Annotated in this window: 22 protein-coding genes and 2 tRNA genes; 14 read left to right on the forward strand and 10 right to left on the reverse strand. The window is 49.5% G+C overall.

All coding sequences use genetic code 11. The features are described from left to right. Nucleotides 1-59 precede the first annotated feature (59 nt). Both ACOTSW_RS08575 and ACOTSW_RS08580 read left to right on the forward strand, forming a co-directional pair. Entirely contained in the window at nucleotides 60-1,484 is a 1,425-nt protein-coding gene (locus tag ACOTSW_RS08575) for a bifunctional enoyl-CoA hydratase/phosphate acetyltransferase (RefSeq protein ID WP_423682181.1), read from the forward strand. After that, nucleotides 1,481-2,689: an acetate/propionate family kinase gene (locus tag ACOTSW_RS08580; RefSeq protein ID WP_423682182.1), complete on the forward strand. Its 1,209-nt coding sequence runs from the start codon at nucleotides 1,481-1,483 to the stop codon at nucleotides 2,687-2,689. The genes ACOTSW_RS08575 and ACOTSW_RS08580 overlap by 4 nt, the downstream gene beginning before the upstream one ends. On the opposite strand, the gene ACOTSW_RS08585 is transcribed toward ACOTSW_RS08580, so the two are convergent. The 9 genes from ACOTSW_RS08585 to ACOTSW_RS08625 form a co-directional block, all read right to left on the reverse strand. Beyond that, on the reverse strand, nucleotides 2,675-3,712 hold the full coding sequence (locus ACOTSW_RS08585) for an acyltransferase family protein (RefSeq protein WP_423682184.1): 1,038 nt from the start codon (nucleotides 3,710-3,712) through the stop codon (nucleotides 2,675-2,677). The two genes, ACOTSW_RS08580 and ACOTSW_RS08585, sit on opposite strands and share 15 nt — an antisense overlap. Nucleotides 3,713-3,728: 16 nt before the next feature. Further along, complete coding sequence (rng, locus tag ACOTSW_RS08590; protein WP_423682186.1) at nucleotides 3,729-5,195, reverse strand: ribonuclease G; 1,467 nt, start codon at nucleotides 5,193-5,195, stop codon at nucleotides 3,729-3,731. Nucleotides 5,196-5,207: 12 nt separating this feature from the next. After that, entirely contained in the window at nucleotides 5,208-5,825 is a 618-nt protein-coding gene (locus tag ACOTSW_RS08595; protein ID WP_423682187.1) for a Maf family protein, read from the reverse strand. A gap of 18 nt (nucleotides 5,826-5,843) precedes the next feature. Beyond that, nucleotides 5,844-6,314, reverse strand: a complete 471-nt coding sequence (gene rlmH / locus ACOTSW_RS08600; protein ID WP_423682189.1) for a 23S rRNA (pseudouridine(1915)-N(3))-methyltransferase RlmH — start codon at nucleotides 6,312-6,314, stop codon at nucleotides 5,844-5,846. A gap of 89 nt (nucleotides 6,315-6,403) precedes the next feature. Then, on the reverse strand, nucleotides 6,404-7,108 hold the full coding sequence (gene rsfS, locus ACOTSW_RS08605; protein ID WP_423682190.1) for a ribosome silencing factor: 705 nt from the start codon (nucleotides 7,106-7,108) through the stop codon (nucleotides 6,404-6,406). Continuing rightward, entirely contained in the window at nucleotides 7,108-7,785 is a 678-nt protein-coding gene (locus ACOTSW_RS08610; protein ID WP_423682191.1) for a nicotinate-nucleotide adenylyltransferase, read from the reverse strand. Before ACOTSW_RS08610 ends, rsfS begins: the two co-directional genes overlap by 1 nt. Beyond that, on the reverse strand, nucleotides 7,776-8,675 hold the full coding sequence (hemF, locus tag ACOTSW_RS08615) for an oxygen-dependent coproporphyrinogen oxidase (protein ID WP_423682192.1): 900 nt from the start codon (nucleotides 8,673-8,675) through the stop codon (nucleotides 7,776-7,778). The genes ACOTSW_RS08610 and hemF overlap by 10 nt, the downstream gene beginning before the upstream one ends. A gap of 95 nt (nucleotides 8,676-8,770) precedes the next feature. Further along, on the reverse strand, nucleotides 8,771-10,045 hold the full coding sequence (purD, locus tag ACOTSW_RS08620; RefSeq protein WP_423682193.1) for a phosphoribosylamine--glycine ligase: 1,275 nt from the start codon (nucleotides 10,043-10,045) through the stop codon (nucleotides 8,771-8,773). Between the two features lies 1 nt (nucleotide 10,046). After that, nucleotides 10,047-10,772 carry a YebC/PmpR family DNA-binding transcriptional regulator gene (locus ACOTSW_RS08625; RefSeq protein ID WP_423682194.1) on the reverse strand — a complete coding sequence of 242 codons (726 nt, stop codon included), beginning with the start codon at nucleotides 10,770-10,772 and terminating at the stop codon, nucleotides 10,047-10,049. A gap of 497 nt (nucleotides 10,773-11,269) precedes the next feature. On the opposite strand from ACOTSW_RS08625, the gene ACOTSW_RS08630 reads away from it, so the two are divergent. From ACOTSW_RS08630 to ACOTSW_RS08645, 4 genes are all read left to right on the forward strand, one after another. Next, on the forward strand, nucleotides 11,270-12,181 hold the full coding sequence (locus ACOTSW_RS08630) for a DMT family transporter (RefSeq protein WP_423682195.1): 912 nt from the start codon (nucleotides 11,270-11,272) through the stop codon (nucleotides 12,179-12,181). 8 nt (nucleotides 12,182-12,189) lie between these two features. Further along, nucleotides 12,190-13,164, forward strand: coding sequence for a quinone oxidoreductase family protein (locus tag ACOTSW_RS08635; RefSeq protein ID WP_423682196.1), 975 nt, complete (start codon nucleotides 12,190-12,192; stop codon nucleotides 13,162-13,164). 10 nt (nucleotides 13,165-13,174) lie between these two features. After that, the gene (locus tag ACOTSW_RS08640) at nucleotides 13,175-13,312 is read left to right on the forward strand and encodes a hypothetical protein (RefSeq protein ID WP_423682197.1); all 138 of its coding nucleotides are present in this window, start codon (nucleotides 13,175-13,177) and stop codon (nucleotides 13,310-13,312) included. A gap of 75 nt (nucleotides 13,313-13,387) precedes the next feature. Continuing rightward, nucleotides 13,388-15,565, forward strand: coding sequence for a DUF1631 family protein (locus ACOTSW_RS08645; RefSeq protein ID WP_423682198.1), 2,178 nt, complete (start codon nucleotides 13,388-13,390; stop codon nucleotides 15,563-15,565). A gap of 10 nt (nucleotides 15,566-15,575) precedes the next feature. On the opposite strand, the gene ACOTSW_RS08650 is transcribed toward ACOTSW_RS08645, so the two are convergent. Continuing rightward, nucleotides 15,576-16,205, reverse strand: coding sequence for a DUF4136 domain-containing protein (locus ACOTSW_RS08650; RefSeq protein ID WP_423682199.1), 630 nt, complete (start codon nucleotides 16,203-16,205; stop codon nucleotides 15,576-15,578). A 298-nt stretch (nucleotides 16,206-16,503) separates the two neighbouring features. Between ACOTSW_RS08650 and pepN the strand changes: the two genes are divergently transcribed. The 8 genes from pepN to ACOTSW_RS08690 all read left to right on the forward strand — a co-directional run bounded on the left by pepN (nucleotide 16,504) and on the right by ACOTSW_RS08690 (nucleotide 24,530). Beyond that, on the forward strand, nucleotides 16,504-19,182 hold the full coding sequence (gene pepN, locus ACOTSW_RS08655) for an aminopeptidase N (RefSeq protein ID WP_423682200.1): 2,679 nt from the start codon (nucleotides 16,504-16,506) through the stop codon (nucleotides 19,180-19,182). 127 nt (nucleotides 19,183-19,309) lie between these two features. Next, nucleotides 19,310-20,311, forward strand: a complete 1,002-nt coding sequence (locus ACOTSW_RS08660; protein ID WP_423682201.1) for a class 1 fructose-bisphosphatase — start codon at nucleotides 19,310-19,312, stop codon at nucleotides 20,309-20,311. A gap of 233 nt (nucleotides 20,312-20,544) precedes the next feature. Beyond that, nucleotides 20,545-21,513 carry a cell envelope integrity protein TolA gene (tolA, locus tag ACOTSW_RS08665; RefSeq protein WP_423682202.1) on the forward strand — a complete coding sequence of 323 codons (969 nt, stop codon included), beginning with the start codon at nucleotides 20,545-20,547 and terminating at the stop codon, nucleotides 21,511-21,513. Between the two features lie 9 nt (nucleotides 21,514-21,522). Continuing rightward, a complete protein-coding gene (gene tolB / locus ACOTSW_RS08670) occupies nucleotides 21,523-22,806 on the forward strand; it encodes a Tol-Pal system beta propeller repeat protein TolB (protein WP_423682203.1) in 1,284 nt (427 codons plus the stop codon). 33 nt (nucleotides 22,807-22,839) lie between these two features. Further along, nucleotides 22,840-23,376 (forward strand): peptidoglycan-associated lipoprotein Pal, encoded by a 537-nt coding sequence (pal, locus tag ACOTSW_RS08675; RefSeq protein WP_423682204.1) that lies wholly within the window; start codon nucleotides 22,840-22,842, stop codon nucleotides 23,374-23,376. Nucleotides 23,377-23,479: 103 nt separating this feature from the next. Next, complete coding sequence (ybgF, locus tag ACOTSW_RS08680; RefSeq protein WP_423682205.1) at nucleotides 23,480-24,253, forward strand: tol-pal system protein YbgF; 774 nt, start codon at nucleotides 23,480-23,482, stop codon at nucleotides 24,251-24,253. Nucleotides 24,254-24,324: 71 nt separating this feature from the next. Further along, nucleotides 24,325-24,400, forward strand: a tRNA-Lys gene (locus tag ACOTSW_RS08685). A 54-nt stretch (nucleotides 24,401-24,454) separates the two neighbouring features. Beyond that, nucleotides 24,455-24,530 (forward strand) — tRNA-Lys (locus tag ACOTSW_RS08690). Nucleotides 24,531-24,607: the final 77 nt, after the last annotated feature.

Genomic DNA, 24,607 nt, shown 5'->3' on the forward strand with positions numbered 1-24,607 from the left:
CGTTTCTTGTATCCGTCTGTTTTTTTGTTTCCACGTTTATCTCTTTCTGGAATGCCACTATGAATGACCGCATGAATAGCGATACCAATGTGCCTGACATGATAGTCAATGTGATCTATGACGAATTACAGATCGGTCAGACCGCCAGTGATATCAAGACTTTGAGTAATGCAGATATACAGGCATTTGCAGCGATTTCGGGTGATGTGAATCCTGCACATCTCGATCCTGAGTATGCCGGAAAAACTTTATTCCACGGAGTGATTGCGCATGGTATGTGGGGCGGGGCGCTGATTTCTAGTGTACTCGGTACGCAGTTGCCGGGACCCGGTACGATCTATCTCGAGCAGGATCTGCATTTTGTAAAACCTGTGCGCATCGGCGATACGCTGACGACGACGGTGACGGTAGCCGCTAAAGATGATGAAAAAAAACGCGTTACGCTGAGTTGTGAAATCGTGAATCAGCATGGCGCGCGAGTGGTGTTCGGAAACGCGCTGGTGATCGCACCTGTCGAGCGGGTCAGTCGCCCGCGCGCGCATTTACCTACAGTGACTATGTTCGATCTGGGCGCCCGTCAGCAAAAATTGCTGGACAGTGTGCGCAGCCTGGATCCGGTACGTTGTGCGGTGGTGCATCCGTGTGACGCCGATTCTCTCGCGGGTGCGCTGGACGCCATGAAACAAGGGCTGATCGTGCCAGTGCTGGTCGCACCGTCAGCCAAGTTGAACGAAGTCGCCGAGTTTGCTCAACTCGATATTTCTGGTATCGAAGTGATCGATGTACCGCACAGCCATGCCGCTGCAGAAAAAGCGGTTGCGATGGCTGCCGCAGGTGAGGTGGAAGCCTTAATGAAAGGTAGTCTGCATACCGATGAATTAATGGCCGCTGTTGTTCATTGCCCCGCATTGCGTACTAAGCGGCGGCTGTCTCATGTTTTTCACCTTGATGTTCCCATGTATCACAAGGTCTTATTACTGACCGATGCTGCCTTGAATATTGCTCCTGATCTGCTGGAAAAGGCCGATATTTTACAAAACGTGATTCAGCTCGCGCATGCACTGGGAACGGCCGAACCTAAAGTGGCGATCTTATCGGCCGTCGAGACTGTCAATCCAAAAATTGCCTCGACGCTCGATGCGGCGGCCTTGTGCAAAATGGTGGATCGCCGCCAGATTACCGGTGCGATTGTGGATGGACCACTGGCATTTGATAATGCGATTTCTGCAGATGCAGCGAGGATCAAAGGTATTACGTCTGTGGTCGCTGGTCACGCAGATATTCTGATGGTTCCTGATCTTGAGTCCGGCAACATGCTGGCGAAACAATTTGAATATCTTGCCGGAGCATCGACGTGTGGTGTGGTACTCGGTGCACGGGTACCGATTGCTCTCACCAGCCGTGCTGACGGGCCTGTTGCCCGGGTTGCTTCTGCGGCGCTGGTTAAATTGCTGGCGCATGAATACAGAAAAAACACGCCATGAATAAGAGCGCGATTTTATCGGTGAATTCCGGTTCATCCACCATTAAGTTTGCTCTGTATCCTCTGCACGATAGTCAGGTCGATACTGCCAGTATGTCCGGCATCGTAGAGGGGCTGGAGCCAGGTGGACAGCCCCGTATCCGATTTGATACCGACGGCGTCAGGCAGCAGTTCATGCTGACAGATCTTGAGCCGGATGAGGATGGTGACGCGTTTGCCGCCGTACTCAAAGCCTTGCGGGAATTAATCGACCAGCATAGTGCTGGCATACGTATCTCAGGCGTCGCACACAGGATCGTGCATGGTGGTGCCCGCTACGCGCAGTCAGTGTTGATCGATGATGACGCCATGACTTATCTGCGGACGCTGAATACGCTAGCTCCGTTGCATCAGCCGCACAATCTGGATGGTGTACTGGCGTTTCAGAAAGCCTATCCCGAAGTGCCGCAGATTGCCTGTTTTGATACCGGTTTTCACGCTGATATGCCTCAGACTGAACGCACGATAGCTTTGCCGCAACGCTTACGTGATGAGGGTATTTGTCGTTACGGCTTTCATGGTCTGTCTTACCGTTATGTGGCCGGTCGTCTGCGCCAGAATTCAGAAAAGGCTGACCAGCGCGTATTGATGGCGCATCTGGGCAATGGCGCCAGTATTTGCGCGATGAAAGAGGGTCGTAGTATCGCGACGACGATGGGCTTTTCTGCATTAGACGGACTAATGATGGGAACCCGTTGCGGCGCTCTTGATCCCGGTGTCATCCTGCATTTATTGCAGGCGGGATGGAATGCGAAACAACTGGAAAAGACTCTCTACAAGGAATCCGGGTTGCTGGGCGTTTCCGGTATTTCGGCAGATATGCGAACCTTGCGCAGCAGCGGACAGGCGCAGGCCCAGGCTGCGATAGACTTATTTACGTATCGCGTCATTCGTGAAGCTGGAGCATTAACTGCATGCCTGAACGGCGTCGATGTATTTGCGTTTACCGGCGGTATCGGTGAGCACGATGCGATCTTGCGTCAGCAGGTCGGTGCAGGGCTGGAATATCTTGGTGTCAGGATAGATCTGGATAAAAATCTTGCCGCGCGAGGCGATGAAATCTGCGCGATACATGCGAGTGACAGCCGGGTTGAGATCTGGGTTATCCCAACTGATGAAGGGCGCATTGCTGCTATGGACGCTTTTGCTTTGCTATTTCCCAGCTAAACGTACTTTCAAAGATAAGCCCGCTGGTGGCATGAATAAATAACGTAAGCCGTATAACTCTCTTTTTTTGGTCAACTGATACACGACGACCGGTATCAGTAATCCTGCCAGGCTGCCGGTGATTAAATGTGGGGCTGCGCTTTGTATGTGCAGTAATTTGCTTAACACTATCCTGACGCCGCTGCCGGTCAGGATATGCATCAGATAAATCGGCATTGAGCAGTATCCCAACATCGCCAGCCATGTTATCCACTGTTGATTGCATTGCGCCAGTAACACCGCTGCGCTGCAGATCAATACAATGCCAGCGATTGCCAATGCCAGATTCAACGCAGACTTATCGGTATAGGCCAGATGCAGCTGTGCATGAAACAGATATTCCAGTCCCGTGAAAATCCCTGCTGCGCATAGAGTTGTTGTGAGTGCATGATTTTTGAGTATATCTTTCCAGTGCAAGGCGCGGGTCCCCAATACAAAGAAAATCAGATAACTGGCGATGAAATCCAGAGGGAATGGGAGTTGTACAAATAGCTGTAAAAACCAGGCGGCAAGCGCTGTCAGAGGTAAGACCCAGGTGGGAACAGTTTCGCGGTCGCGATATAGAATTGCCATCAAAACGAAAATAGCAAATAACACATACAGAAACCAGAACTGCGCCCGTGGCTGCCAGAACAGCGATAACACTTCGCCAGTCGTTGTTGAAGACGTGGTATATCCGGATAAAAAAACCTCGATAAAACCCTGCAACAATGACCAGAGAATATAAGGGTACAGCACGCTGTCCACTTTGTCGGCAATTAACCCGGTGCGGCCATATTTTTGCAAGGACGGCAAAAAAAACAGTCCCGACAAAAAGAAAAACAAAGGCATGTGGAAGCTGTAAATGACGCTGTCAACCAGCTTGAACAGCTCTGCATCGACCTCGATGCCAGCATTAAATACACCGCGACTGACATGCCCGTATACCACTAACAGTATGCCCAGGCCTTTGGCGTAATCAACCCATTGATCGCGGTTTTGCATGAAATAAGCAGAAAAATTACATCAGGATGATGTCGTATTGTTCCTGATGGAACACGTTTTCAACCTGCAGTGAAATCGGTTTGCCAATAAAGTCACCGAGCATGGCCAGATGTTGTGATTCCTCTTCAAGGAACATATCGACCACGACCTGCGACGCCATGATACGGAATTCACGCGGATTAAATTGTTTCGCTTCACGTAATAATTCGCGCAAAATTTCGTAGCAAATAGTGCGGGCCGTTTTGACCAGTCCTTTCCCATTGCAGGCAGGGCAGGTTTCACACAATACATGCGCCAGGGATTCACGTGTGCGTTTGCGCGTCACTTCAACCAGACCCAGCGCAGAAAAACCGGACACGGATAATTTGGTGCGGTCACGCGATAAGGCCTTATTCAACTCTGACAGTACGGCTGCTTTATGCTCTTCGTTCTCCATATCGATGATATCGAGAATAATGATGCCGCCCAGATTCCTTAATCGCAGTTGTCTGGCGATTGCGTGCGCTGCTTCCAGATTGGTCTTGAAGATGGTGTCGTCAAAATTGCGTCCAGCGACAAAACTTCCCGTGTTCACATCAATCGTGGTCATGGCTTCTGTCTGATCGACAATCAGATAACCACCAGATTTCAGATCGACACGACGGCCTAAGGCGCGTTCAATCTCTTCTTCTACACCGTACAAATCAAACAGCGGGCGTTCACCTGTGTAGTGTTGAAGCTTGGTCAGCACAGAAGGCATGTAATGCCGCGCGAATTCCTGTAGCATCAGATAATTTTCGCGTGAATCTACCTGAATATTGTCGGTCTCTTCATTGACGAAATCACGCAAGACTCGTTGCGCCAGATTCAGATCCTGATACAGCAAGGTCGTGGGTGGTCTGGTTTTGCCAAGCTGAGTAATCGTGGACCAGGTGCGGCGTAAATAATCAACGTCGGCTTTCAAATCTTCTTCCGACGCGTCTTCCGCCATCGTGCGGACGATGAATCCGCCTTTTTCATCGGGTTGTTGCAGACTCTGTACTTTACTGCGCAGTGCTTCACGCTCTGCTTCATTTTCAATTTTCTGTGAAATACCGATATGTGTGTCCTGCGGCAGAAACACCAGCATGCGACCGGCAATCGAGATCTGGGTGGACAGGCGTGCGCCTTTGGTTCCTATCGGATCTTTAATGACCTGAACGATGATGGCCTGCCCATCGAACAGCAGCTTTTCTATCGGCGTCAGCGGCGCATTCATATTACCTTCCTGCGGTCGCGCATCCCAGATATCGGCAACATGCAAGAAAGCCGCCCGCTCAAGACCGATGTCAATGAACGCCGACTGCATGCCGGGCAGGACGCGTACGACTTTGCCGAGGTAAATATTGCCGACAAGGCCGCGGGATAAGGTTCTTTCTATGTGCAATTCCTGCACAGCACCCTGAAAAATCAGGGCGACGCGGGTTTCTTGCGGAGTGATATTGATGAGGAGATTTTCGCTCATGAAGTTCAGAAATTAAGGGATAAAAATTCCAGACTGACGTAATACCTGGCAAGTCTCAAACAAAGGCAAGCCCATGATGCCAGAATAACTGCCATTGATGTGGGAAATAAAACGTGCTGCAGCACCTTGTATGCCATAGCCACCGGCTTTATCGTAGGGTTCAGGTGTGTCGCAATAAGCCTGGATTTGTTGTTCGCTTAAAGCGGCAAAGCTGACTTCTGACACCTGTGTTGCCGCGATAAGACCATGCTCATGCCGGACCGCTATACTGGTCAGTACTTCGTGCTTCTTACCAGCCAGCAGCGTGAGCATTGAAACGGCTTCATCGCGGCTTGCCGGCTTGCCGAGTATCTGCTGATTGATTACGACGGTGGTGTCTGCTGCCAGCACCGGACGCAGCGCTAGTTTGCGCATAGCCATGACTCTCCATGCCATTTCGGCTTTTTCTTGGGTGACACGGCGGACGTAATCGTGTGGTAATTCTCCGGGTAACACAATTTCAGTGACGTCCGGGCCACGCGGTGGCGCATCTCTGAGCAGAAGCAATTCATACGCTATGCCAACCTGGGTCAGCAACTCGCGGCGGCGCAGGCTTTTTGATGCGAGGTAGATTTTATTTTCTTGTTGCATTGTCTTACTTTACTCAAATTACACCCTATGATACGGGTGATTTTGTGTGATGGACCACGCACGGTAAAGCTGTTCTGCCAGCACGACTCTGACCATACCGTGCGGTAATGTCAGACTGGAAATTCTGATCAGTGTATCTGCTTTTGCTTTGAACTCTGCATCCAGGCCATCAGCTCCGCCGATGACAAATACCACGTCCCGCCCGTCCTGTTGCCATTGACTCAGATTTTGTGAGAGGGCGACGCTGGTCCAGTCTTTACCGCGCTCATCCAGGGCGATGACTCGCGCGTTTTTGGGGATGATGGCTTCGATTTTCGCGCGTTCTAATGCCATGACTGTTTCCGCTGTTTTACTGCCGGAGCGTTCCACAGGCTTGATTTCTTTCAGGTGAATCCGGCACTCAGGCGGCATTCTTTTTGCATATTCCTGAAAAGCCGTTTCTATCCACTCCGGCATTTTATGACCAACTGCAGCGATGATGAGTTGCATGATATTTTTTAAAACTGAGATGAAACGAATAATCTGACCCAAACAAATGGCTGCACAAGGCAGCCATTTGGGGTTCAGAACAGCGCTGATTACTCGGCTGTTTTCTTACGGGCAGGACGTTTGGCCGCGGCTTCTTTTGCCGATGCGACTGCAGTTTTCGTTGCTGCAACTTTGACTCGACCGCCGGTAGGAATTTTGGGGGCTTTCACAGCTCCGCCATCGGCTGCTTTGCTGGCAGCAGGTTTTCGTGCGGGTTTTGTTTCACCATCCGCTGTTTTTACGGTACGGGGTTTGCGTGCCGGCTTTTTCTCGTCATCGATTGTGGTCTGAATCGCCATCATGTCGTGAGTGACTTCCAGCGGTGCTGCTTTGCCCGCAGGTTTGCGTGTGCGTTTGGGCTTTTCTGCAGTGTCAGCAGCGCTTGCTGGTGCTACTGCTTTTGCCGTACGTTTTGCTGCGCCGAGTTTGACCGGTTTGTCGCCCCAGATTTCTTCGAGACGATAGTAGGCGCGGATCGCAGGTTGCATGATATGCACAACCATGTCGCCCAGATCGACCAGTACCCATTCGCCCGTGGTTTCGCCTTCCATGCTGACGATAGTGCCGCCATTTTCTTTGACTTTATCACGCACAGAAGCGGCCAATGCCTTAGTCTGACGATTCGATGTACCTGAAGCGATCAGCACACGGTCAAACAGGCTGGTCAGATGCGTGGTGTCAAACAATTGTATGTCTTGTGCTTTCACATCTTCGAGAGCATCAATGACGAGTGTTTGTAATTTTTTAATATCCATTATTTTTGATAAATTGAATGTTGTTGTATGTAGTCTAGCACCTTGTGAGTGACTAGCAATCTGATTGTCGGGTTATGCTGTTTTAATTCTTTGCGCAGTTCGGTCGCAGATACATCAACCGCCAGACTTGCGTCCAGATATGTTCCACCGGCAGCACTGGTGCGCATTTCTTGTGGACTTATCAATCTTTTCTGCCATTCTCGTGTTACTTCAGGGACGGCGAGGTTGATATCGAATCCGGGACGACTTGCCGCACATAAATGCGCGACGCTGAATAAGTCTTTCCACTGATGCCATGTGTGCAGATTCAGCAATTGATCTGCTCCCATAGCAAAACAGATAGAGGCTTGCGCCCCCAGTTCTGTCCGCAGTTCGCGCAGCGTTTCTATGGTGTAACTGGCGACATGGGCTTCTGCGCGTCGTATTTCCTGCTCATCAATGATCAGCTTACAGTCTGACCATGCTTCAAAAGCCAGTTTCAGCATGCTGACTCTTTGCTCTGATGTAGCCTTCAGAGCGGATTTTTGCCACGGCTGTCCAGCCGGGATTATGCGTAATTCATCCGGTTTAAGTACATTGCACAGATGCTTTGCCAAAGCGATATGGCCAATATGGACAGGATCAAAACTACCACCCAGAACCAAGGCGCAATAAGGATCTCTGCTATTTAAACCCATTCCCTGTGCACCAGAAAATGATTGGTTAATTGCGCCTCTGCACTGTCAGTTTCCGGAGTCCAGTTGTAACGCCATTTCACTACCGGAGGCATGGACATCAGGATCGATTCTGTTCTTCCTCCTGATTGCAGGCCAAAATGTGTACCGCGGTCAAACACCAGATTGAACTCAACATAGCGACCACGACGATATGCCTGGAAATCCCGCTCGCGCTCACCGTAGGAGAGTACTTTGCGTTTTTCAAGAATCGGCAGGTAGGCAGGGATGAAGGCGTTACCGACCGATCTGGTCATCGCAAAACTTTGCGCAAAATCTAACTCGTTGAAATCGTCGTAAAAAATGCCGCCGACACCGCGTGCTTCTTTACGATGTTTTAAATAGAAATACTCGTCACACCATTTTTTGAAGCGCGGATGTAAATCACTACCAAACGGCGTTAATGCGTCTTTACAGGTCTGATGGAAATGGCGGGCATCCTCCTCAAAACCGTAATACGGCGTCAGATCCATACCACCACCGAACCACCATACGGCATCTTTGCCTTCAGCGTGGGTGGTGAAAAAACGCACATTAATGTGTACTGTCGGAGCGTAGGGATTGCGCGGATGTAACACGAGGGAGACACCCATGGCTTCCCATTTTCTGCCTGCCAGTTCCGGGCGGCTGGCAGCCGCCGAGGGCGGCAAATTATTGCCCATGACGTGGGAGAAATTAACCCCGCCACGTTCAAATACCTGACCTTCTTCGATGACGCGGGAAATACCTCCACCTCCATCGGGGCGTTCCCAGCTGTCGCTGATAAACTGACGGCCATCGGCAGCCTCAAGCGCGGCAACAATACTTGCTTGCAAGGACAGTAAATAATTCTTAACGGCTTGTGTATCGGTCATTATTTGTTGAACAGGGTGATCTTCAAAAAGCAAGACGGGCTGGACTTAGTCCAACCCATTCATTGTTACTCAGGGAGTGCTCGCCCGAAGCGGCATTAATGCTTACGGTTCAGTGCACGCCAGCCAATGTCACGACGGTATTGCGCCCCGTCGAAATGAATTTTTTCAACAACATCGTAGGCATGTTTTTGCGCAAGTTTCACCGTGTCACCCAGGCCGACCACACACAAAACCCTGCCGCCATTGGTGCTGAGTACCTTGTCGTTCAACACTGTGCCAGCATGAAATGTAACACTGTCAGGCGTTTCTGCAGGAATACCCGTAATTTTGTCACCTTTACGCGGGGCATCGGGGTAACCGGCGGCGGCCATCACGACGCCCATCGCTGTACGTCTGTCCCACTCAAGTTCGACGGTGTCCAGCGTGCCGTTGACCGCATGTTCCATTACACTGACCAGATCGGTTTTCAGGCGCGCCATGATAGGCTGAGTTTCCGGATCACCCATGCGGCAATTGAATTCCAGTGTTTTCGGTGTGCCGTGCTCATCAATCATCAACCCAGCATACAGGAAACCGGTGAACACGATGCCATCTTTTGCCATGCCCTGTACTGTCGGCACAATGATTTCGCGCATCACACGGGCATGCAATTGTGGCGTAACGATTGGTGCCGGAGAGTACGCACCCATACCGCCAGTATTCGGGCCGTCATCGTTATCCAGCAAGCGTTTATGATCCTGACTGGTTGCCAGCGGCAAAATATTTTTACCGTCCACCATGACGATGAAACTGGCTTCTTCACCGGCTAAAAATTCTTCTATGACCACGCGTGCGCCTGCGTCACCGAGCTTGTTGTCGGACAGCATCATGTCAACAGCGGCATGTGCTTCATCCAGGTTCATCGCTACTACAACCCCTTTACCGGCAGCGAGACCATCAGCCTTGATGACGATAGGTGCGCCTTTGGCTTTGATGTAATCATGCGCAGCCTGAACGTCAGAAAAAGTCTGATATTCAGCGGTTGGGATCTGATGACGATGCATAAACGCTTTAGCAAAGTCTTTCGAGCTTTCCAACTGGGCAGCTTCTTTCGATGGACCAAAAATCTTCAGACCACGATCACGGAAAATATTCACGATACCGGCCGCCAGCGGAACTTCCGGTCCAACGACCGTCAGCTCAATCTGCTCTTGCTGAACAAAATCAGCAAGTGCGGAGGGATCAGTGATGTCGATATTTTTGAGACGGATGTCCGTTGCCGTTCCACCGTTACCAGGGGCAACGAAAATCGTCTGTACCCGCTCAGACTGCGCGAGTTTCCAGGCAAGTGCATGTTCACGGCCACCAGAGCCGACAACCAGAATTTTCATATTATTCTTCTATGATGGCGTTGGTATAAACTTCTTGTACGTCGTCCAGATTTTCAAGTGCATCCAGCAGTTTCTGCATTTTGATCGCATCTTCACCGGTAAAGACGGTTTCTGTCGCAGGCTTCATGGTAACCTCGGCGACTTCTGGTTTAAAGCCCGCTGCTTCGAGTGCGGCGCGTATATCTGACAAGTCAAATGGTGCACACAATACTTCGATACCGCCTTCGTCATCAGTGATGACATCATCGGCACCAGCTTCCAGAGCCGCTTCCATCAGCGCGTCTTCATTTGTTCCCGGTGCAAAAAACATCTGACCGCAGTGTTTGAACAAGAAGGCAACAGAACCTTCTGTGCCCATATTGCCACCATATTTATTGAAAGCATGACGCACTTCTGCGACAGTGCGGACACGATTGTCCGTCATACAGTCAACGATCAGTGCGGCACCGCCGATACCATATCCTTCGTAGCGGACTTCCTCATAGTTTGCGCCTTCCAGAGTTCCCGCACCGCGCTGTATCGCACGCGTGACGTTTTCTTTAGGCATATTGGCATCGGCAGCTTTATCGACGGCGAGGCGCAGGCGTGGATTGGAATCGACATCTTCTCCGCCCATGCGCGCTGCCACGGTAATTTCTTTAATCAGACGCGTCCAGATTTTGCCGCGTTTCGCGTCGGTAGCCGCTTTTTTATGCTTGATATTGGCCCATTTACTGTGTCCTGCCATGGTCGTTCTTCCCTGATTCGGCAATTGCCGATCCATTCGGTCAGCAGTTATGCCTAGCTTAGTTTGATATTAAAGACGCGCATTTTATCATACTGGCATGGCGGAAAATGGCGAAATCGACAGTCCTATCGGCATATAGACACACCCGTTGTCTGCCTGAATAATTCGCGAAAGTAACACTGTCACGACAAGGACATAACACGGAATCTTATGCATGATCAGCTGCGCTGAGTAAACGTTCTCTCAAGCCGAGGCAGGTATTGTCTCTTTTCCGGAATAGTTTTGACTAGCCGAGTAAATCGTCCTGTGTTCACTGCGTAGTTGATATGACCGAAAGATATGAATGCTTTCCATTCCTGCATGCTGTTTCAGTGTTGCAAGTTACCGACAATCAACAAGTCTTTCCTTTTTGAAATTATCGGTAACCCAGTCTGAACGACGTAAATTCAGGATACGGACTTCCTACTATTTCTTCAGATGGCTTTACAATCCGGTTTATGCATCCTCAACAAACGAACACTCATACGCGACGCCATTATCTTGGCGGACTCGCAATCGCCATTGCCGGCGCCATTCTTTTTTCAACCAAAGCCATCGTTGCCAAGCTGATATACCGGTATCAGGTTGATGCTGTGACCCTGATTACATTTCGCATGGCTTTCTCTTTGCCTATTTTCGCAGCGATTGCATTCTGGCAGATGAGGAATTCACCTCCGCTGTCCTCCTCTGACCGCTGGCGGCTGGTAGGACTGGGCCTGGTGGGTTATTACCTGTCGTCGTTTTTAGATTTTCTTGGGCTGCAATACATCACTGCGGGGCTGGAGCGACTGATCCTTTTCCTCACTCCTTCATTTGTGCTACTGATGTCGGCCATGTGGTATCGCCGTAAAGTATCTATGCTGGAATGGGCGGCGTTGATCGTCAGTTACTTTGGTATCGTTCTGGTGTTTCTGCACGATCTTCAATTCGGCGGGGATGATGTCTTGCTCGGGTCGGTAATGGTGCTGGGGGCGGCCGCTTCTTATGCCGTATATCTGATTCAGTCCGGACAAATGGTTCGTACATTGGGTTCTCTGCGACTGGTCTCTTATGCAATGTGCGTCTCCAGTGTCGCCTGCATAGGCCAGTTCTTTGCGTTGCGCCCGGCTTCTATGCTGCTGCAGCCAGCACCTGTCTATTTTTTGTCGATTGTTAATGCAATATTTTGTACAGTACTGCCCGTGTTTATGACGATGATGGCAGTACAGCGTATAGGTGCGGCAACAGCCTCGCAAGCCGGGATGATAGGCCCGGTATCGACCTTGTTTTTAGGTGCGTTTTTTCTTGCGGAACCGATTACCACATGGCAGATGGCTGGCACGGTATTGGTTATGGGGGGGATGTATTTGTTAACCAGAAAAAAAATGTAGGAGGAGATATGGTCAAAGCAATCAGAATGCGCAGTGTAGGCGGCCCCGAAGTGATGGAATATGTGGATGTTGATTTAGGTGTTCCGGGACCGGGTGAAGTTATTGTCCGGCATAAGGCATGCGGTCTTAACTATATCGACGTTTATTTTCGTACAGGTTTATATCCGCACCCCCTTCCTGCTGGTTTGGGGATGGAGGCTGCCGGTATTGTTGAGGCGGTCGGCGCAGGTGTTGTGCACGTAGCAGCAGGTGACAGAGTTGCGTATGCAGGGCGGCCGTTGGGCGCATATTCGGAGGCACGTGTCATGCCGGCTGAACAATTGGTGCGCCTGCCTGACGGCATTTCATTTGAGACTGCGGCGGCCATGATGTTGCAGGGACTCACGGTGCAGTATCTGTTTCACCGTACTTATCCGCTCAAGGGAGGAGAGACAATACTTTTTCATGCTGCGGCCGGAGGCGTGGGCCTGATTGCCTGTCAATGGGCTCGTGCGATCGGAGTCAATATGATAGGCACTGTGGGGTCCGACGAAAAAGGCGAACTGGCGAGAGCACACGGATGTGCCCACGTGATTAATTATAATAAAGAGAATTTTGTCGAGCGGGTAAGAGAAATTACAGGAGGTAAAGGCGTCTCTGTCGTTTATGATTCTATCGGCAAAGACACATTTATTGGTTCTCTCGATAGCCTTGCACCTCTGGGGATGATGGTGAGTTTTGGCAGTGCTTCCGGCCCGGTTCCCGCGTTTTCACTGAGTGAGCTTGCCTCGCGGGGCTCTTTGTTTATTACCCGGCCGAGTCTGATGAACTACACTGCTGACAGAGTTGATCTGGAACAGATGGCGGCGCATTTGTTTGCGATGGTTGAAAGCGGAAAAGTTAAAATCGACATCCGCCAGCGCTATCCCTTAAGTGAAGTTGCCCGTGCGCATCAGGATCTGGAGGCACGCAAAACGACAGGGTCGAGTTTATTGATTCCATAGGCGCTTGAATATGCTTCCGAAAAATAAAGAAATACCACCAACAGATGATGGTCGTCCGAAGTTCGGACGTTTACTGCTGGTTTTGTTCGCTGCTGTCATGGTGATCGTCGTAATCACGCTGGCGACGGAGGCTTACTACACGAATTAATTGCTGGCTGTTGCTGACGTGACGCTTGCTTATCTGAATTTTCTTGCTGTCTTTTTTTACAACTAGTCTCGAATTATGGATACTGTTCCTTTAAATACCGCCAAAACCAGTGAGTTTTCGAGTTCTAGTCGTTTGCTGATGTTGCAAAGTCTGGTGCCTGTCGCCACCAATCTTATCTCGTCTCAATTAGAGGCTTTTTCATCCCGCTTGACGGATGCCTTATTTAAAATCTCTGATCAGACATTGCAACCAGAAGAAGCCGCGCGCAGTTTTGAGGCGTGTCAGTTACTGAAGCGTAATCAGACCACTTTTTATCGTCTGATGGCGTCGCATATCTCTGCGATGCTGATGAAAGAAGTCAGCGTGATTAACACGCGTAAGCGACTCAAAGATAATCACGATATCAAGGATATTTCTCTCGTTACTTTCGAGGAAATGGAAAATAAAGTCCTGACGAATAATCTGACAAAGTCACTCGAAGTTAATAACGCAGAAAAGCTGGTGGAGCTGAATTGCCGTATCGGTTTGGTGATGAAGCGCACGCCGATCACTGTCTCGCAAAATCCTTTTCGGCCAGAAATATTTGTCAATGCGGTATTACAGGCGTGGATGGAGCTTGAATCAACAACAGTGACGCCGCATCTGATCATACGGATCATGCAGCCGGACTTGTTTCTGAACTTAAGCACGGTATATCAGGGACTCAATGATGCGTTGGCCGAACGCGGCATCGTTGTCGATACCGATGCCGTGAAGCGGGAAAGTAAAAAACGTCATGCACCGCTCAAGAGTGAAGATCTGGATGCGCGCGATCCGTATCTGCAAAATAAATTAAGAAATATTTTCTTTCCGCAGGCATCTAAAGACAGGAATCAGCCTGGAAGTATTGGGGCGTTTGCTCAGAGTGGTTCCGGCTCAGCGGGACAAGGTTCATCGTGGTCATACGGAGACGCAGGTGATGTGGCGGACACAGTGACGATAGATCGTCAGTTCTTTGATTATCTGACCGGATTGCAGAAGCAGATACTGCAAAGCCAGCCGGAGCAAGCGGAAGTGCGGTCGCATTTGCGACGCCTGTCACAAGAAGCGCCTCCGGGAGAGTTGACTCACATTGATCAGAATACGATAGAGCTGCTGGCCAGAATTTTTGATTACGTCTTCAGTGATGCCAGTATTCCGGAAGAAATTAAAAGCCTGATCGGACAATTACAGATACCTACGCTGAAGGTCGCTCTGCTCGATAAAGACTTCTTTTTTAAAGAAAATCATCCTGCGCGGGTATTGATCGATACCCTGGCAAAATCCAGCGTGCTGTTGGGCAACGACGCGAGTAACGACGATCCTTTATTTCAGATGATAGAAGGAATTGTTGACCGGGTTCAGCAGGACTTTGATCAGCAGATTGAATTGTTTTCAGATGTGGTTGCCGATCTGGAGGCATTTCTCAAGAGTGAAGAAGAGCAGGCCGAACAGGCAATTTCCGAGCCGGTAGAACAAGCGCTGAAGCAGGAAAAAATGCGCTTGGCACGCGAATTCGCTGAAAATGACGTGGCGATACGTACCGATACGGGAGAAGTTGCCGGGTTTGTTGAAGAGTTTTTGCGTAAGCAGTGGATACGTATTCTCACCATTGCGCACAACGTAAAAGAAGAAAAGCCGAACGCACTGGAAAACGCGCTGCGGACGATGGATGACCTGATCTGGAGTCTGAAGCCAAAAAATACGTCGGAAGAACGTAAAGAGCTGGTGAGCAAATTGCCGGCAATGCTGACTTTGCTGAATGCCTGGTTAAATGCGATCAAATGGGATGAGCCGGACCGCGTCTTGTTTTTTTCCAAGCTGGCGGAGCGTCACGCTGCGATTGCACGCGCGCCTCTGGAATTATCACCTCGCCGTCAACTCGAAATTGCCGTCAATATTGCGCAACGGGCGAGTGAGAAAAGGCTGAACCGCCACATGGTCGATCAGAGTGAACAGGAAACGGATGAGTGGGTACAATTAGTTGAGGAGCTTGAGCGTGGCGTCTGGTTTAACTTTACAACCACTGCAGGTGTCACGAATCGATTCAAACTAGCTTGGGTAAGTCCGAAACGTACCCGTTATATTTTTACGAATCGTCAGGGGCACGATTCATTTTCGATTTCACGTGAAGAGTTGCTGGTACAGTTGCGTAATGGCGATGCAACTGTCGTGTCCGCTGAATCCGTGGTGGATCGCGCATTGGTTGAAGCCTTGCGCGATCCGCCAAATTAAACAGGCTGCTCTATTTTTTCAATGGCAGTTCCACGGTTCTGGTAGTGCCATTGGTTCCCGGGAAATCCTTCAGGGCACTTTCTATCAGATAAGGCATGTGTTCAGAAATCTGTTGCCCTAATTGTTCTGAGCTCACTTTGATGTCAGCCAGTTTCTTTCCATTCTGGAAATCGCTGATGTTTATTTCAAGCTGATGCAGATAGTAACGCCTGACACTGAAATCAAGGTTTCTGCCGATATAGTAGGGGCCGCCGAAATAATACGGTGAATAAGGCCAGAACCGATAACCGCGACTGAAGTGCGTTTGCCAGAAGGGGTCATACATCGCTGGTGCCCACGGCGTTGAGACCTGAATTTCACTCAACGCTGTGCCGTATTGCATACCTATTTTTAATGCCGGCGTCGCGTCGGCCCGGACTTCCTGAAAACCGTGTAAACCTAATTGTTTTCTCAGTTCTTCTTCATACAATTTGTATTCGGGATTGTTTTCCTGAGATGGCGATCTTTCCACGATATAAGACCTTGCCTCTTGGTTTCCTGGCCATTCGTGAAATACACTGACCTGGCTGGTGAATGTGCTGGCACATCCGGTTAGCAATGTACTGATAAAGATGACGCTCCAGGATAAGAAACTTTTCATAACTATGCTCCAAATCTTCCGATGGTTTCATGATAGCGGTGATTCGGCGTCATTGCAGAGATTTTTGTATTGATTTGTATATGAAAAATGTCGCATCCGGATTACGTATGCCAGCTGTTTTTGTCTCCATTTTTTGTGGAAGAGATGGTTGCGCCAGGCATCGGGACAAAAGCAATTTTGTATTTATTGGACTATCTTTGTCCGGTTTAGCGTGCGCTGCTTTTTGTCTTGGTAAAATGTCGGTCTCACAAAGTTCATAAGACTTTGATTTATATAATTTTCGCGAGATTCCAAGGCCATGCGTAACGATACTGTCATCACTCCTCAAGCCATACTTCGTCAAGATTACGTTGCCCCGGGTTACTGGGTTGACACCGTAGAAATGGGTTTTGATCTGGACCTGAAATCTACCGTGGTCGCCAACCGCATGGTCATGCGACGCAATCACGCGAGCAAGGAAAAAGATCTCGTGCTGTCGGGTGAGTCCTTGAAATTAGTACAGTTGCGCATGAACGGCGTGAAGCTGAAGAAAGCGGACTACCAGATTGATGGCGAGACGCTGCGTATCCCCAATGCACCCGATGAGGTCACGCTGGAAATCACGACTCAGATACAGCCTTTGAAAAATACGTCGCTGTCTGGTTTGTATGCGTCCAAAGGAAATCTCATCACGCAGTGTGAAGCTGAAGGATTTCGTAAAATCACCTGGTTTCCTGATCGCCCCGACGTGATGGCCAAATACACAGTCATGCTGCGCGCAGATAAAAAGAAATTTCCTGTATTACTGAGCAATGGCAATCTGATTGATGAGGGAGAGCTTGACGACGGACGTCATTTTGCGAAGTGGGAAGATCCATTTAAAAAGCCCTCTTATCTGTTTGCACTGGTGGCAGGCAAGCTGGTCTGTCAGGAAGAAAAGTTCAAGCTGAAATCGGGACGTAAAGCCTTACTGCAAGTATGGGTGGAAGAGGGTAATCTTGATAAAACCCAGCATGCGATGGACTCGCTGAAAAAAAGCATACGCTGGGACGAAGAACGTTTTGGGCTGGAACTCGATCTCGACCGTTTCATGATAGTCGCTACCGGCGACTTCAATATGGGCGCGATGGAAAACAAGGGCCTGAACATTTTTAATACCAAGTACGTATTGGCGAATTCCAGCATCGCTACTGATGTTGATTATGCCGGTATTGAATCCGTGGTCGGACATGAGTATTTCCATAACTGGACCGGTAACCGGGTCACCTGCCGCGACTGGTTTCAGCTTTCCTTGAAAGAGGGACTGACCGTGTTCCGCGATCAGGAATTTTCGGCTGATCTGGTTGGTACGGCGACAGGGCGTGCCGTTAAGCGCATAGAAGACGTGCGTGTACTGCGGCAGGTGCAGTTTTCAGAAGATGCCGGCCCTATGGCGCATCCGGTACGCCCAGATTCCTTCGTTGAAATCAATAATTTTTATACGGTGACGATTTACGAAAAAGGCGCCGAAGTCGTTCGTATGTATTACACCTTGCTCGGCCATGAAGGCTTCCGTAAAGGAATGGATCTGTACTTTGCGCGCCACGATGGTCAGGCGGTAGAGTGCGATGATTTCCGCGCGGCGATGGCAGATTCCAGCGGCCGCGATCTTACTCAGTTTGAGCGTTGGTACAGTCAGGCTGGTACTCCGCGTGTCAGCGTGGTGACGGCGTATGATGCTGAAGCGCAGACATACGATATCAAGCTGACGCAGTCTTGCCCGGCAACTCCGGGCCAGGAGAAAAAGTTACCGTTCCATATTCCGGTTGCGATGGGTTTGCTTGATACGGAGGGGAAAGATATTCCTTTGTATTGCGATGATTACCCTGAGCAGGCGGGCACCACGAATCTGGTACTTGAACTGACGGCGGCATCACAAACCTTCCGGTTTAATAAAGTCGCCAGAGAGCCTGTGCCATCTTTGTTGCGTAACTTCTCGGCGCCGGTTGTTCTGGATATTGATTACACCGATGAAGAACTGGGATTGTTATTTGCTAGCGATAGCGATCCATTTAACCGTTGGGAAGCCGGGCAGCGCCTCGCGACACGCCGCTTGGTGAAATTGACCAAGGCGATACAGGCGGGCGAAGAACTCTTGCTTGATGATTTGTTCATCAATGCTTTGCGCTCAACACTGAATGATGAATCTCTCGATCCTGCATTCCGCGAGCTCATGCTGACGTTGCCATCCGAAGCGATGATTGCGGAAGCGTTTGAGGTGGTTGATCCGCAGGCGATACATGCCGCCCGTCAGTTTGTGCGTGCGACGATCACCCACCATTTGAAAGCAGATTTGCTGCATGCCTATGAAACTCATCAGACACCGGGTAAGTATCGTCCCGACGCCGTATCGATGGCAAAACGCAGTCTGAAAAATTTGGCACTTTCGTACTTACTCGAATGGGCAGATGAAAGCACTTTCGATCTGGCATATTTGCAGTTTAAAGAAGCTGCAAACATGACAGATCGTCTGGCAGCATTGGCAGCGCTGACAAACTTCAATGGTACTGAAAAGCAAAAGAAAAAATCTGAGAAAGCGCTGCGCCGCTTCTTCAAAGATTTCAAGAAAGAAGATCTGGTGATCGACAAGTGGTTCATGTTGCAGGCAACAGCACATACGACAGACGTGGAAAAAGTAAGAGAATTAATGCAGCATCCGGCTTTCACCTTATCGAATCCAAATCGCGCGCGCAGTCTGGTGTTTAACTTCTGTAATGCCAATCCATCGCAGTTCCATGCAGCTGATGGTAGTGGCTATGCGTTGTGGACTGAATTAGTGATTGCGCTGAATAAAATTAACCCACAGGTGGCGGCACGTCTTGCACGTAGCCTCGACAGATGGAAAAAATATCCGGCTGGCTTGCAGGCGCAAATGAAAGCGGCTTTGCAAAAAGTAGCAGCGACGAAAAAATTATCCAAAGATGTGGCTGAAGTCATCAGTAAAGCATTGGCCGCATAAGCTGCTTTCTGATATCTGGATTACTCACCTCGTCAACATGCGGGCTCTGGGCCGGAAAACAGCCAGAACCCGCATCAAAGCTTCGCTATTTCAATATTGAAATTTAGTTTTTAACATAAGGAACATCATGAAACGTGTCAGTCTGACCCAGTATCTTGTTGAAGAGCAGCGTCTGAACAACTCTATCCCCGCCGAGTTACGCTTACTGATTGAAGTTGTCGCTCGCGCCTGTAAAACCATCAGTCATGCCGTCGGTAAAGGAGCGCTTGGCGAGGTTTTGGGAAGTGCCGGCAGCGAGAATATTCAGGGCGAAGTACAAAAGAAACTCGATATCCTCTCGAATGAGATTTTGCTCGAAGCGAACGAGTGGGGCGGTCACTTAGCCGCAATGGCATCGGAAGAAATGGAAACGATCCACCCGATTCCGAATCGTTATCCTATGGGCGAATACATGCTGTTATTCGATCCGCTTGATGGCTCCAGCAACATCGACGTCAACGTGTCTATTGGCACGATTTTTTCAGTTCTGAAAGCGCCGGAAGGAATGGCCGCGCCGACTGAACAGGATTTTCTGCAGCCGGGTAACAAGCAGGTTGCAGCCGGATATGCGGTATATGGCCCGCAGACTGTGCTGGTGCTGACAACTGGCAATGGCGTCAATTGCTTTACGCTGGATCGTGAAATGGGCTCCTGGGTACTGACCCAAAGGAATATGCAGATTCCGGCGGATACCAAGGAATTTGCCATCAATGCGTCGAACTCGCGTCACTGGTATCCGCCAGTCACGCGTTATGTCGATGAGATGCTGGCTGGTGTGACTGGTCCGCGTGAAAAAGATTTCAATATGCGCTGGATTGCTTCCATGGTGACCGATGTCCACCGTATTCTGTGTCGCGGCGGTATTTTCATGTATCCGGCAGATAAGCGCGATACTGAGAAGCCAGGTAAGTTGCGTCTGATGTACGAAGCGAACCCTATGTCATTCATCGTCGAGCAAGCCGGTGGCGCCTCGACCGATGGCAAACAAAGGATGCTGGATGTGCAGCCGACCGCTTTGCATCAACGTGTTGCAGTTTTTCTGGGCTCTAAAAACGAAGTGGAGCGCGTGACCCGTTATCATCAGGATTAAGCGGTTTTAACTGTGACTATCAGAAAGCGGAGCAATAATATGCTTCGCTTTTTGCTATCACAGTGCTGAAGAATAACGATGTTTATCCGTCAATTTCCTGATTTTTGCAAAAAATAAGGCGAATTTCATGGAGAGGTTTATAATTTCACTATGTGCGGTATCAATTTAATCTTTCGCCCACGAAATCTCAGACTGATTGGAACTAATCCAGTGCTGGCGAATCATAAAAGGTTATGAATCAAGTTTCTACTTCAGCTTACCCGGGAAACATCCACCAATCTGAGGCGGTTAACTGGCGTCCAGTTGTGCTGGCGGCGCTGGTTCACGTTTTACTGTTAGGCTTTTTGTGGATCGGAGTCAGCTGGCAAAATAAAGAATCGACCGCAGTCGAAGCCGAAGTCTGGGATATGACGACGCGTGAAGCTGCACCCGTCGCTGTTGAGATTCCTCCTGCGCCGCAACCAGAACCAGAACCGGTCAAATCTCAAGATATTCCTCCTCCACCTCCCGTAGTAAAAAACGAATTGCCAAAGGAAGATCCTGAGATCGCTTTGCAGCAAGAGAAAAAACGACTGCTCGCGGAAAAGAAAAAAGCCGAAGAACATCAGCGTGCGCTGGCTGAGGAAAAACGTCAGGCAGAGCAAGAGCTGCAGGCGAAAAAAGAGAAAGAGCGTGAGAAATTACGCAAAAAAGAACGTGAGCAGGAAAAAGAGCGTCTGAAAGAAAAAGAGCGCGAAAAAGAGCGAGAAAAAGAAAAAGCCGAGAAACAAAAATTAGCGGATCAAAAAGCGCAGCAGGCAAAAGAAAAAGCCGCCAGCGACAAATTGTTCAAAGAAAATATGCAGCGTTTATCAGCGCAAGCCGGTGTCACCGGTAGCGGAGGCACAGGTACAGCCGCGAAATCGACCGGCAATAATCGTGGCGATCCGAGCTACATGGCAAAAATTGCGGCGAAAGTGCGCTCGAACACAATTTACAGTGGCGTTGAATCTGTTGCTGGTAACCCAACGGTAGAGTATAGAATTGAACTGATTCCTGACGGTTCTTTACGCGGAGCCGTTAAAAAACTGAAGTCGTCCGGTAATCTGGCGTTTGACGAAGCGGTAGCAAAAGGGATAGAAAAATCTGCTCCTTTCCCTAAAGATAAAAACGGTCAGGTCCCGGCAACCCTGGATTTCGCTTACAAAATGAAGGAAGAGTGATAGGTAATGATGTCTTTTTTGAGAAAAATTATTGTTCGTGTCGTACTCGCTTCCGCGACTGGCAGCGCCTTGATTGCACCGGCCAGCGCACAGCTACGTATTGAAATTGCAGGCGTCGGATCGAGCCAGATTCCGGTGGCGATTGCCGCATTTGCGGACGAAGCGATGACTCCGCAACAAATCACCAGCATTATCAAAGACGATCTGAACCGCAGCGGATATTTCAAAATTATCGAGGCTGGTGCCGTCATCACGGAAACCAGTCCGGTCAATTTTGATGAATGGAAAAAGCGTGGTGCCGAAGCACTGGTGGTTGGTAGTGTGCAGCGTCTTGCAGATGGCCGCTTTGATGTTCGCTACAAGTTACTCGATACTATGAAGTCCGCGTCTTTGTCGGGCTTTTCGGTGGCTGCAACACCTGAGAACACGCGTAAGACTGCCCACAGGATCGCGGATGATATTTATGAAAAGCTGACTGGTGTCCGTGGCGTATTCTCAACAAGAATCGCTTATGTGACCAAGGCGGGACGTGAGTATCGTCTGGAAGTCGCTGATGCGGACGGTGAAGGCGTCCGCGTTGCACTGCGTTCAAATGAACCGATTATTTCGCCGTCGTGGTCTGCAGATGGTACTAAGGTTGCCTATGTGTCATTTGAGGCAAAAAAACCTGTGATCTGGGTACAGAATCTGATGACCGGTGAGCGCAGGGTGATTGCGAATTACAAAGGCAGTAACTCGGCTCCGGCCTGGTCGCCGGATGGCTCAAAGTTAGCGATTGCATTGTCACGTGATGGTTTGACGCAGATTTATTCCGTCAATGCCGACGGCTCTGGATTGCAGCGCCTGACCAGCAGTAGCGGTATCGATACTGAACCGCAGTTTTCTGCAGATGGACAGTCGATTTACTTTCTGAGTGATCGTAGCGGTGGTCCCCAGATCTATCGCATGAACAGTAATGGTGGCGAGGCGAAGCGTGTGACGTTCAGCGGGAGTTATAATATTACACCGCGGATTTCGCCGGATGGTCGCACATTAGCTTACATCTCACGCCGTGACGGTAAGTTCCAGTTGTATGCACTTGACCTGGTCAGTGGTCAGGAACAGAGACTGTCAGATACAAGTAAAGACGAATCTCCAAGTTTTTCGCCAAATGGCCGTTACATCATGTACGCAACTGAATCTGGTCGTCGTGGTACTTTGGCCGTAGTTTCAGTTGATGGTAAGGTTAAGCAAAAATTGACGGTGCAAGCCGGAGATATTCGGGAGCCCACCTGGGGTCCTTTCATGAAATAAGTTGTAATCACTTTTTTTTAATCAGGAGAGAAAATGCGCTTCACATCCCAATCCAAAACTCTGGCTATGCTGGTTTCCAGCGTTGTTCTGATGACTGCCTGTGCTTCTAAAGTACCGCTCGAAGACAAAGCAAAAATCGAAGAAAAACCTGTTGCAACAACGCAGACTCCGGCTGATCCTAATGCAGTTAAAACAGTCAATACTGGTTCTGTCGATCCTTTGAATGATCCAAAAGGTGTATTGGCGAAACGCAGTGTTTATTTCGACTTCGACAGCTATGTTGTTAAAGATGAGTACAAGTCCGTTGTTGAAGCGCATTCCAAATATCTGAGCACAAACAAAGGCCGTAAGATCCTGATTCAAGGTAATACGGATGAACGCGGCGGCAGCGAATACAACCTGGCTCTGGGCCAGAAACGTGCTGAAGCTGTTCGTAAATCCATGACTTTGCTGGGCGTTTCTGAAGCGCAGATCGAAGCCGTCTCTTTGGGTAAAGAAAAACCAAAAGCAGAAGGTCACGATGAAGCTGCATGGGCAGAAAACCGCCGTGCTGATATCGTCTATCAGTAATAGCTGCGTAGTTTAAAAGTGCCTTTGATGGTCTTTTGAGCTTATCTGACGCCGGATTCCTTATGCAGGATATCCGGCGTCTTTCATTCTATTTTTGATTCCTATGACATTGATCTCTATTCGTCGTTCTTTCGCTATTGCTGCTATATCTGCGGCTTTTTCTACTGCCTTGATCCCGTCGCTGGCGTCGGCAGGCATTTTTGATGACGATGAAGCGCGTAAAGCGATTCTGGATTTACGTGCCAAAGTAGATGCCCTGAATCTTCGTTTGGATAATAAGCTTGATACCAAGGCAGACAAAGGTACAGCACTGGATCTGGCTAATGACAATGAACAATTGCGTGCCGAAATTGCCAAGTTGCGCGGACAGGTGGAAGTGCTGGCGAATGATGTCGCCAATACTCAGCGTCGCCAGCAGGATTTTTACGTGGATCTGGATAATCGTCTGCGTAAGATTGAACCTAAGCGTCTGACTGTGGACGGTAAAGAGGCGACTGTCGAACCAAATGAGCAGCGTGCTTACGATAATGCACTCAGTTTATTCAAGGCTGGTGATTATAAAAATTCCGTGACCTCGTTCAGCAGCTTTCTGGCAGCGTATCCGCAGTCCGCATTTGCTGGCTCCGCGCAGTACTGGATGGGTAATTCCTATTATGCGCAGCGTGATTGTAAAAACACGATTGTGGCTATGCAACAACTGGTGAAAGTGTATCCGGATCACCCCAAGGCGCCTGATGCATTGTTAAATATTGCTGGTTGCCAGACTGAGATGAAAGATAAAAACGCGGCTAAGAAGACGCTGGAAAGCCTGATTGCGCAATATCCGGAAAGCGAAGCGGCGCATGCGGCGAAGAACCGCATGACATCGGCGAAGTAAGTCTGACAAGGATTTAATCCTGTTCATGCCATTGACAGCGGCCTGAAAACACCATATAATTTCGGTCTTTCGGGTCGTTAGCTCAGCTGGTAGAGCAGCGGACTTTTAATCCGTTGGTCGCAGGTTCGAATCCCGCACGGCCTACCACGAATACAAAAAAGACTTATGTCATGTAAGTCTTTAATTTTTTTAGCAAGTTTTGGGTCGTTAGCTCAGCTGGTAGAGCAGCGGACTTTTAATCCGTTGGTCGCAGGTTCGAATCCCGCACGGCCTACCAAAACAAAAGGACTCAGGTGTATGCCTGAGTCCTTTTTTGTTTTTCCAATCATGACGAGAGAAGCCGTGACCGGCACA

Origin of the sequence: Undibacterium sp. WLHG33, assembly GCF_049544815.1 — a bacterium.
In the GTDB taxonomy this organism is placed as follows: domain Bacteria; phylum Pseudomonadota; class Gammaproteobacteria; order Burkholderiales; family Burkholderiaceae_D; genus Undibacterium.

Excerpts from the sequence above, each read along its gene's own strand:
- ACOTSW_RS08575 (WP_423682181.1), top strand. The coding sequence starts at position 60 with ATGAATGACCGCATGAATAGCGATACCAATGTGCCTGACATGATAGTC.
- ACOTSW_RS08580 (WP_423682182.1), top strand. The coding sequence starts at position 1,481 with ATGAATAAGAGCGCGATTTTATCGGTGAATTCCGGTTCATCCACCATT.
- ACOTSW_RS08585 (WP_423682184.1), bottom strand. The coding sequence starts at position 3,712 with ATGCAAAACCGCGATCAATGGGTTGATTACGCCAAAGGCCTGGGCATA.
- rng (WP_423682186.1), bottom strand. The coding sequence starts at position 5,195 with ATGAGCGAAAATCTCCTCATCAATATCACTCCGCAAGAAACCCGCGTC.
- ACOTSW_RS08595 (WP_423682187.1), bottom strand. The coding sequence starts at position 5,825 with ATGCAACAAGAAAATAAAATCTACCTCGCATCAAAAAGCCTGCGCCGC.
- rlmH (WP_423682189.1), bottom strand. The coding sequence starts at position 6,314 with ATGCAACTCATCATCGCTGCAGTTGGTCATAAAATGCCGGAGTGGATA.
- rsfS (WP_423682190.1), bottom strand. The coding sequence starts at position 7,108 with ATGGATATTAAAAAATTACAAACACTCGTCATTGATGCTCTCGAAGAT.
- ACOTSW_RS08610 (WP_423682191.1), bottom strand. The coding sequence starts at position 7,785 with ATGGGTTTAAATAGCAGAGATCCTTATTGCGCCTTGGTTCTGGGTGGT.
- hemF (WP_423682192.1), bottom strand. The coding sequence starts at position 8,675 with ATGACCGATACACAAGCCGTTAAGAATTATTTACTGTCCTTGCAAGCA.
- purD (WP_423682193.1), bottom strand. The coding sequence starts at position 10,045 with ATGAAAATTCTGGTTGTCGGCTCTGGTGGCCGTGAACATGCACTTGCC.
- ACOTSW_RS08625 (WP_423682194.1), bottom strand. The coding sequence starts at position 10,772 with ATGGCAGGACACAGTAAATGGGCCAATATCAAGCATAAAAAAGCGGCT.
- ACOTSW_RS08630 (WP_423682195.1), top strand. The coding sequence starts at position 11,270 with ATGCATCCTCAACAAACGAACACTCATACGCGACGCCATTATCTTGGC.
- ACOTSW_RS08635 (WP_423682196.1), top strand. The coding sequence starts at position 12,190 with ATGGTCAAAGCAATCAGAATGCGCAGTGTAGGCGGCCCCGAAGTGATG.
- ACOTSW_RS08640 (WP_423682197.1), top strand. The coding sequence starts at position 13,175 with ATGCTTCCGAAAAATAAAGAAATACCACCAACAGATGATGGTCGTCCG.
- ACOTSW_RS08645 (WP_423682198.1), top strand. The coding sequence starts at position 13,388 with ATGGATACTGTTCCTTTAAATACCGCCAAAACCAGTGAGTTTTCGAGT.
- ACOTSW_RS08650 (WP_423682199.1), bottom strand. The coding sequence starts at position 16,205 with ATGAAAAGTTTCTTATCCTGGAGCGTCATCTTTATCAGTACATTGCTA.
- pepN (WP_423682200.1), top strand. The coding sequence starts at position 16,504 with ATGCGTAACGATACTGTCATCACTCCTCAAGCCATACTTCGTCAAGAT.
- ACOTSW_RS08660 (WP_423682201.1), top strand. The coding sequence starts at position 19,310 with ATGAAACGTGTCAGTCTGACCCAGTATCTTGTTGAAGAGCAGCGTCTG.
- tolA (WP_423682202.1), top strand. The coding sequence starts at position 20,545 with ATGAATCAAGTTTCTACTTCAGCTTACCCGGGAAACATCCACCAATCT.
- tolB (WP_423682203.1), top strand. The coding sequence starts at position 21,523 with ATGTCTTTTTTGAGAAAAATTATTGTTCGTGTCGTACTCGCTTCCGCG.
- pal (WP_423682204.1), top strand. The coding sequence starts at position 22,840 with ATGCGCTTCACATCCCAATCCAAAACTCTGGCTATGCTGGTTTCCAGC.
- ybgF (WP_423682205.1), top strand. The coding sequence starts at position 23,480 with ATGACATTGATCTCTATTCGTCGTTCTTTCGCTATTGCTGCTATATCT.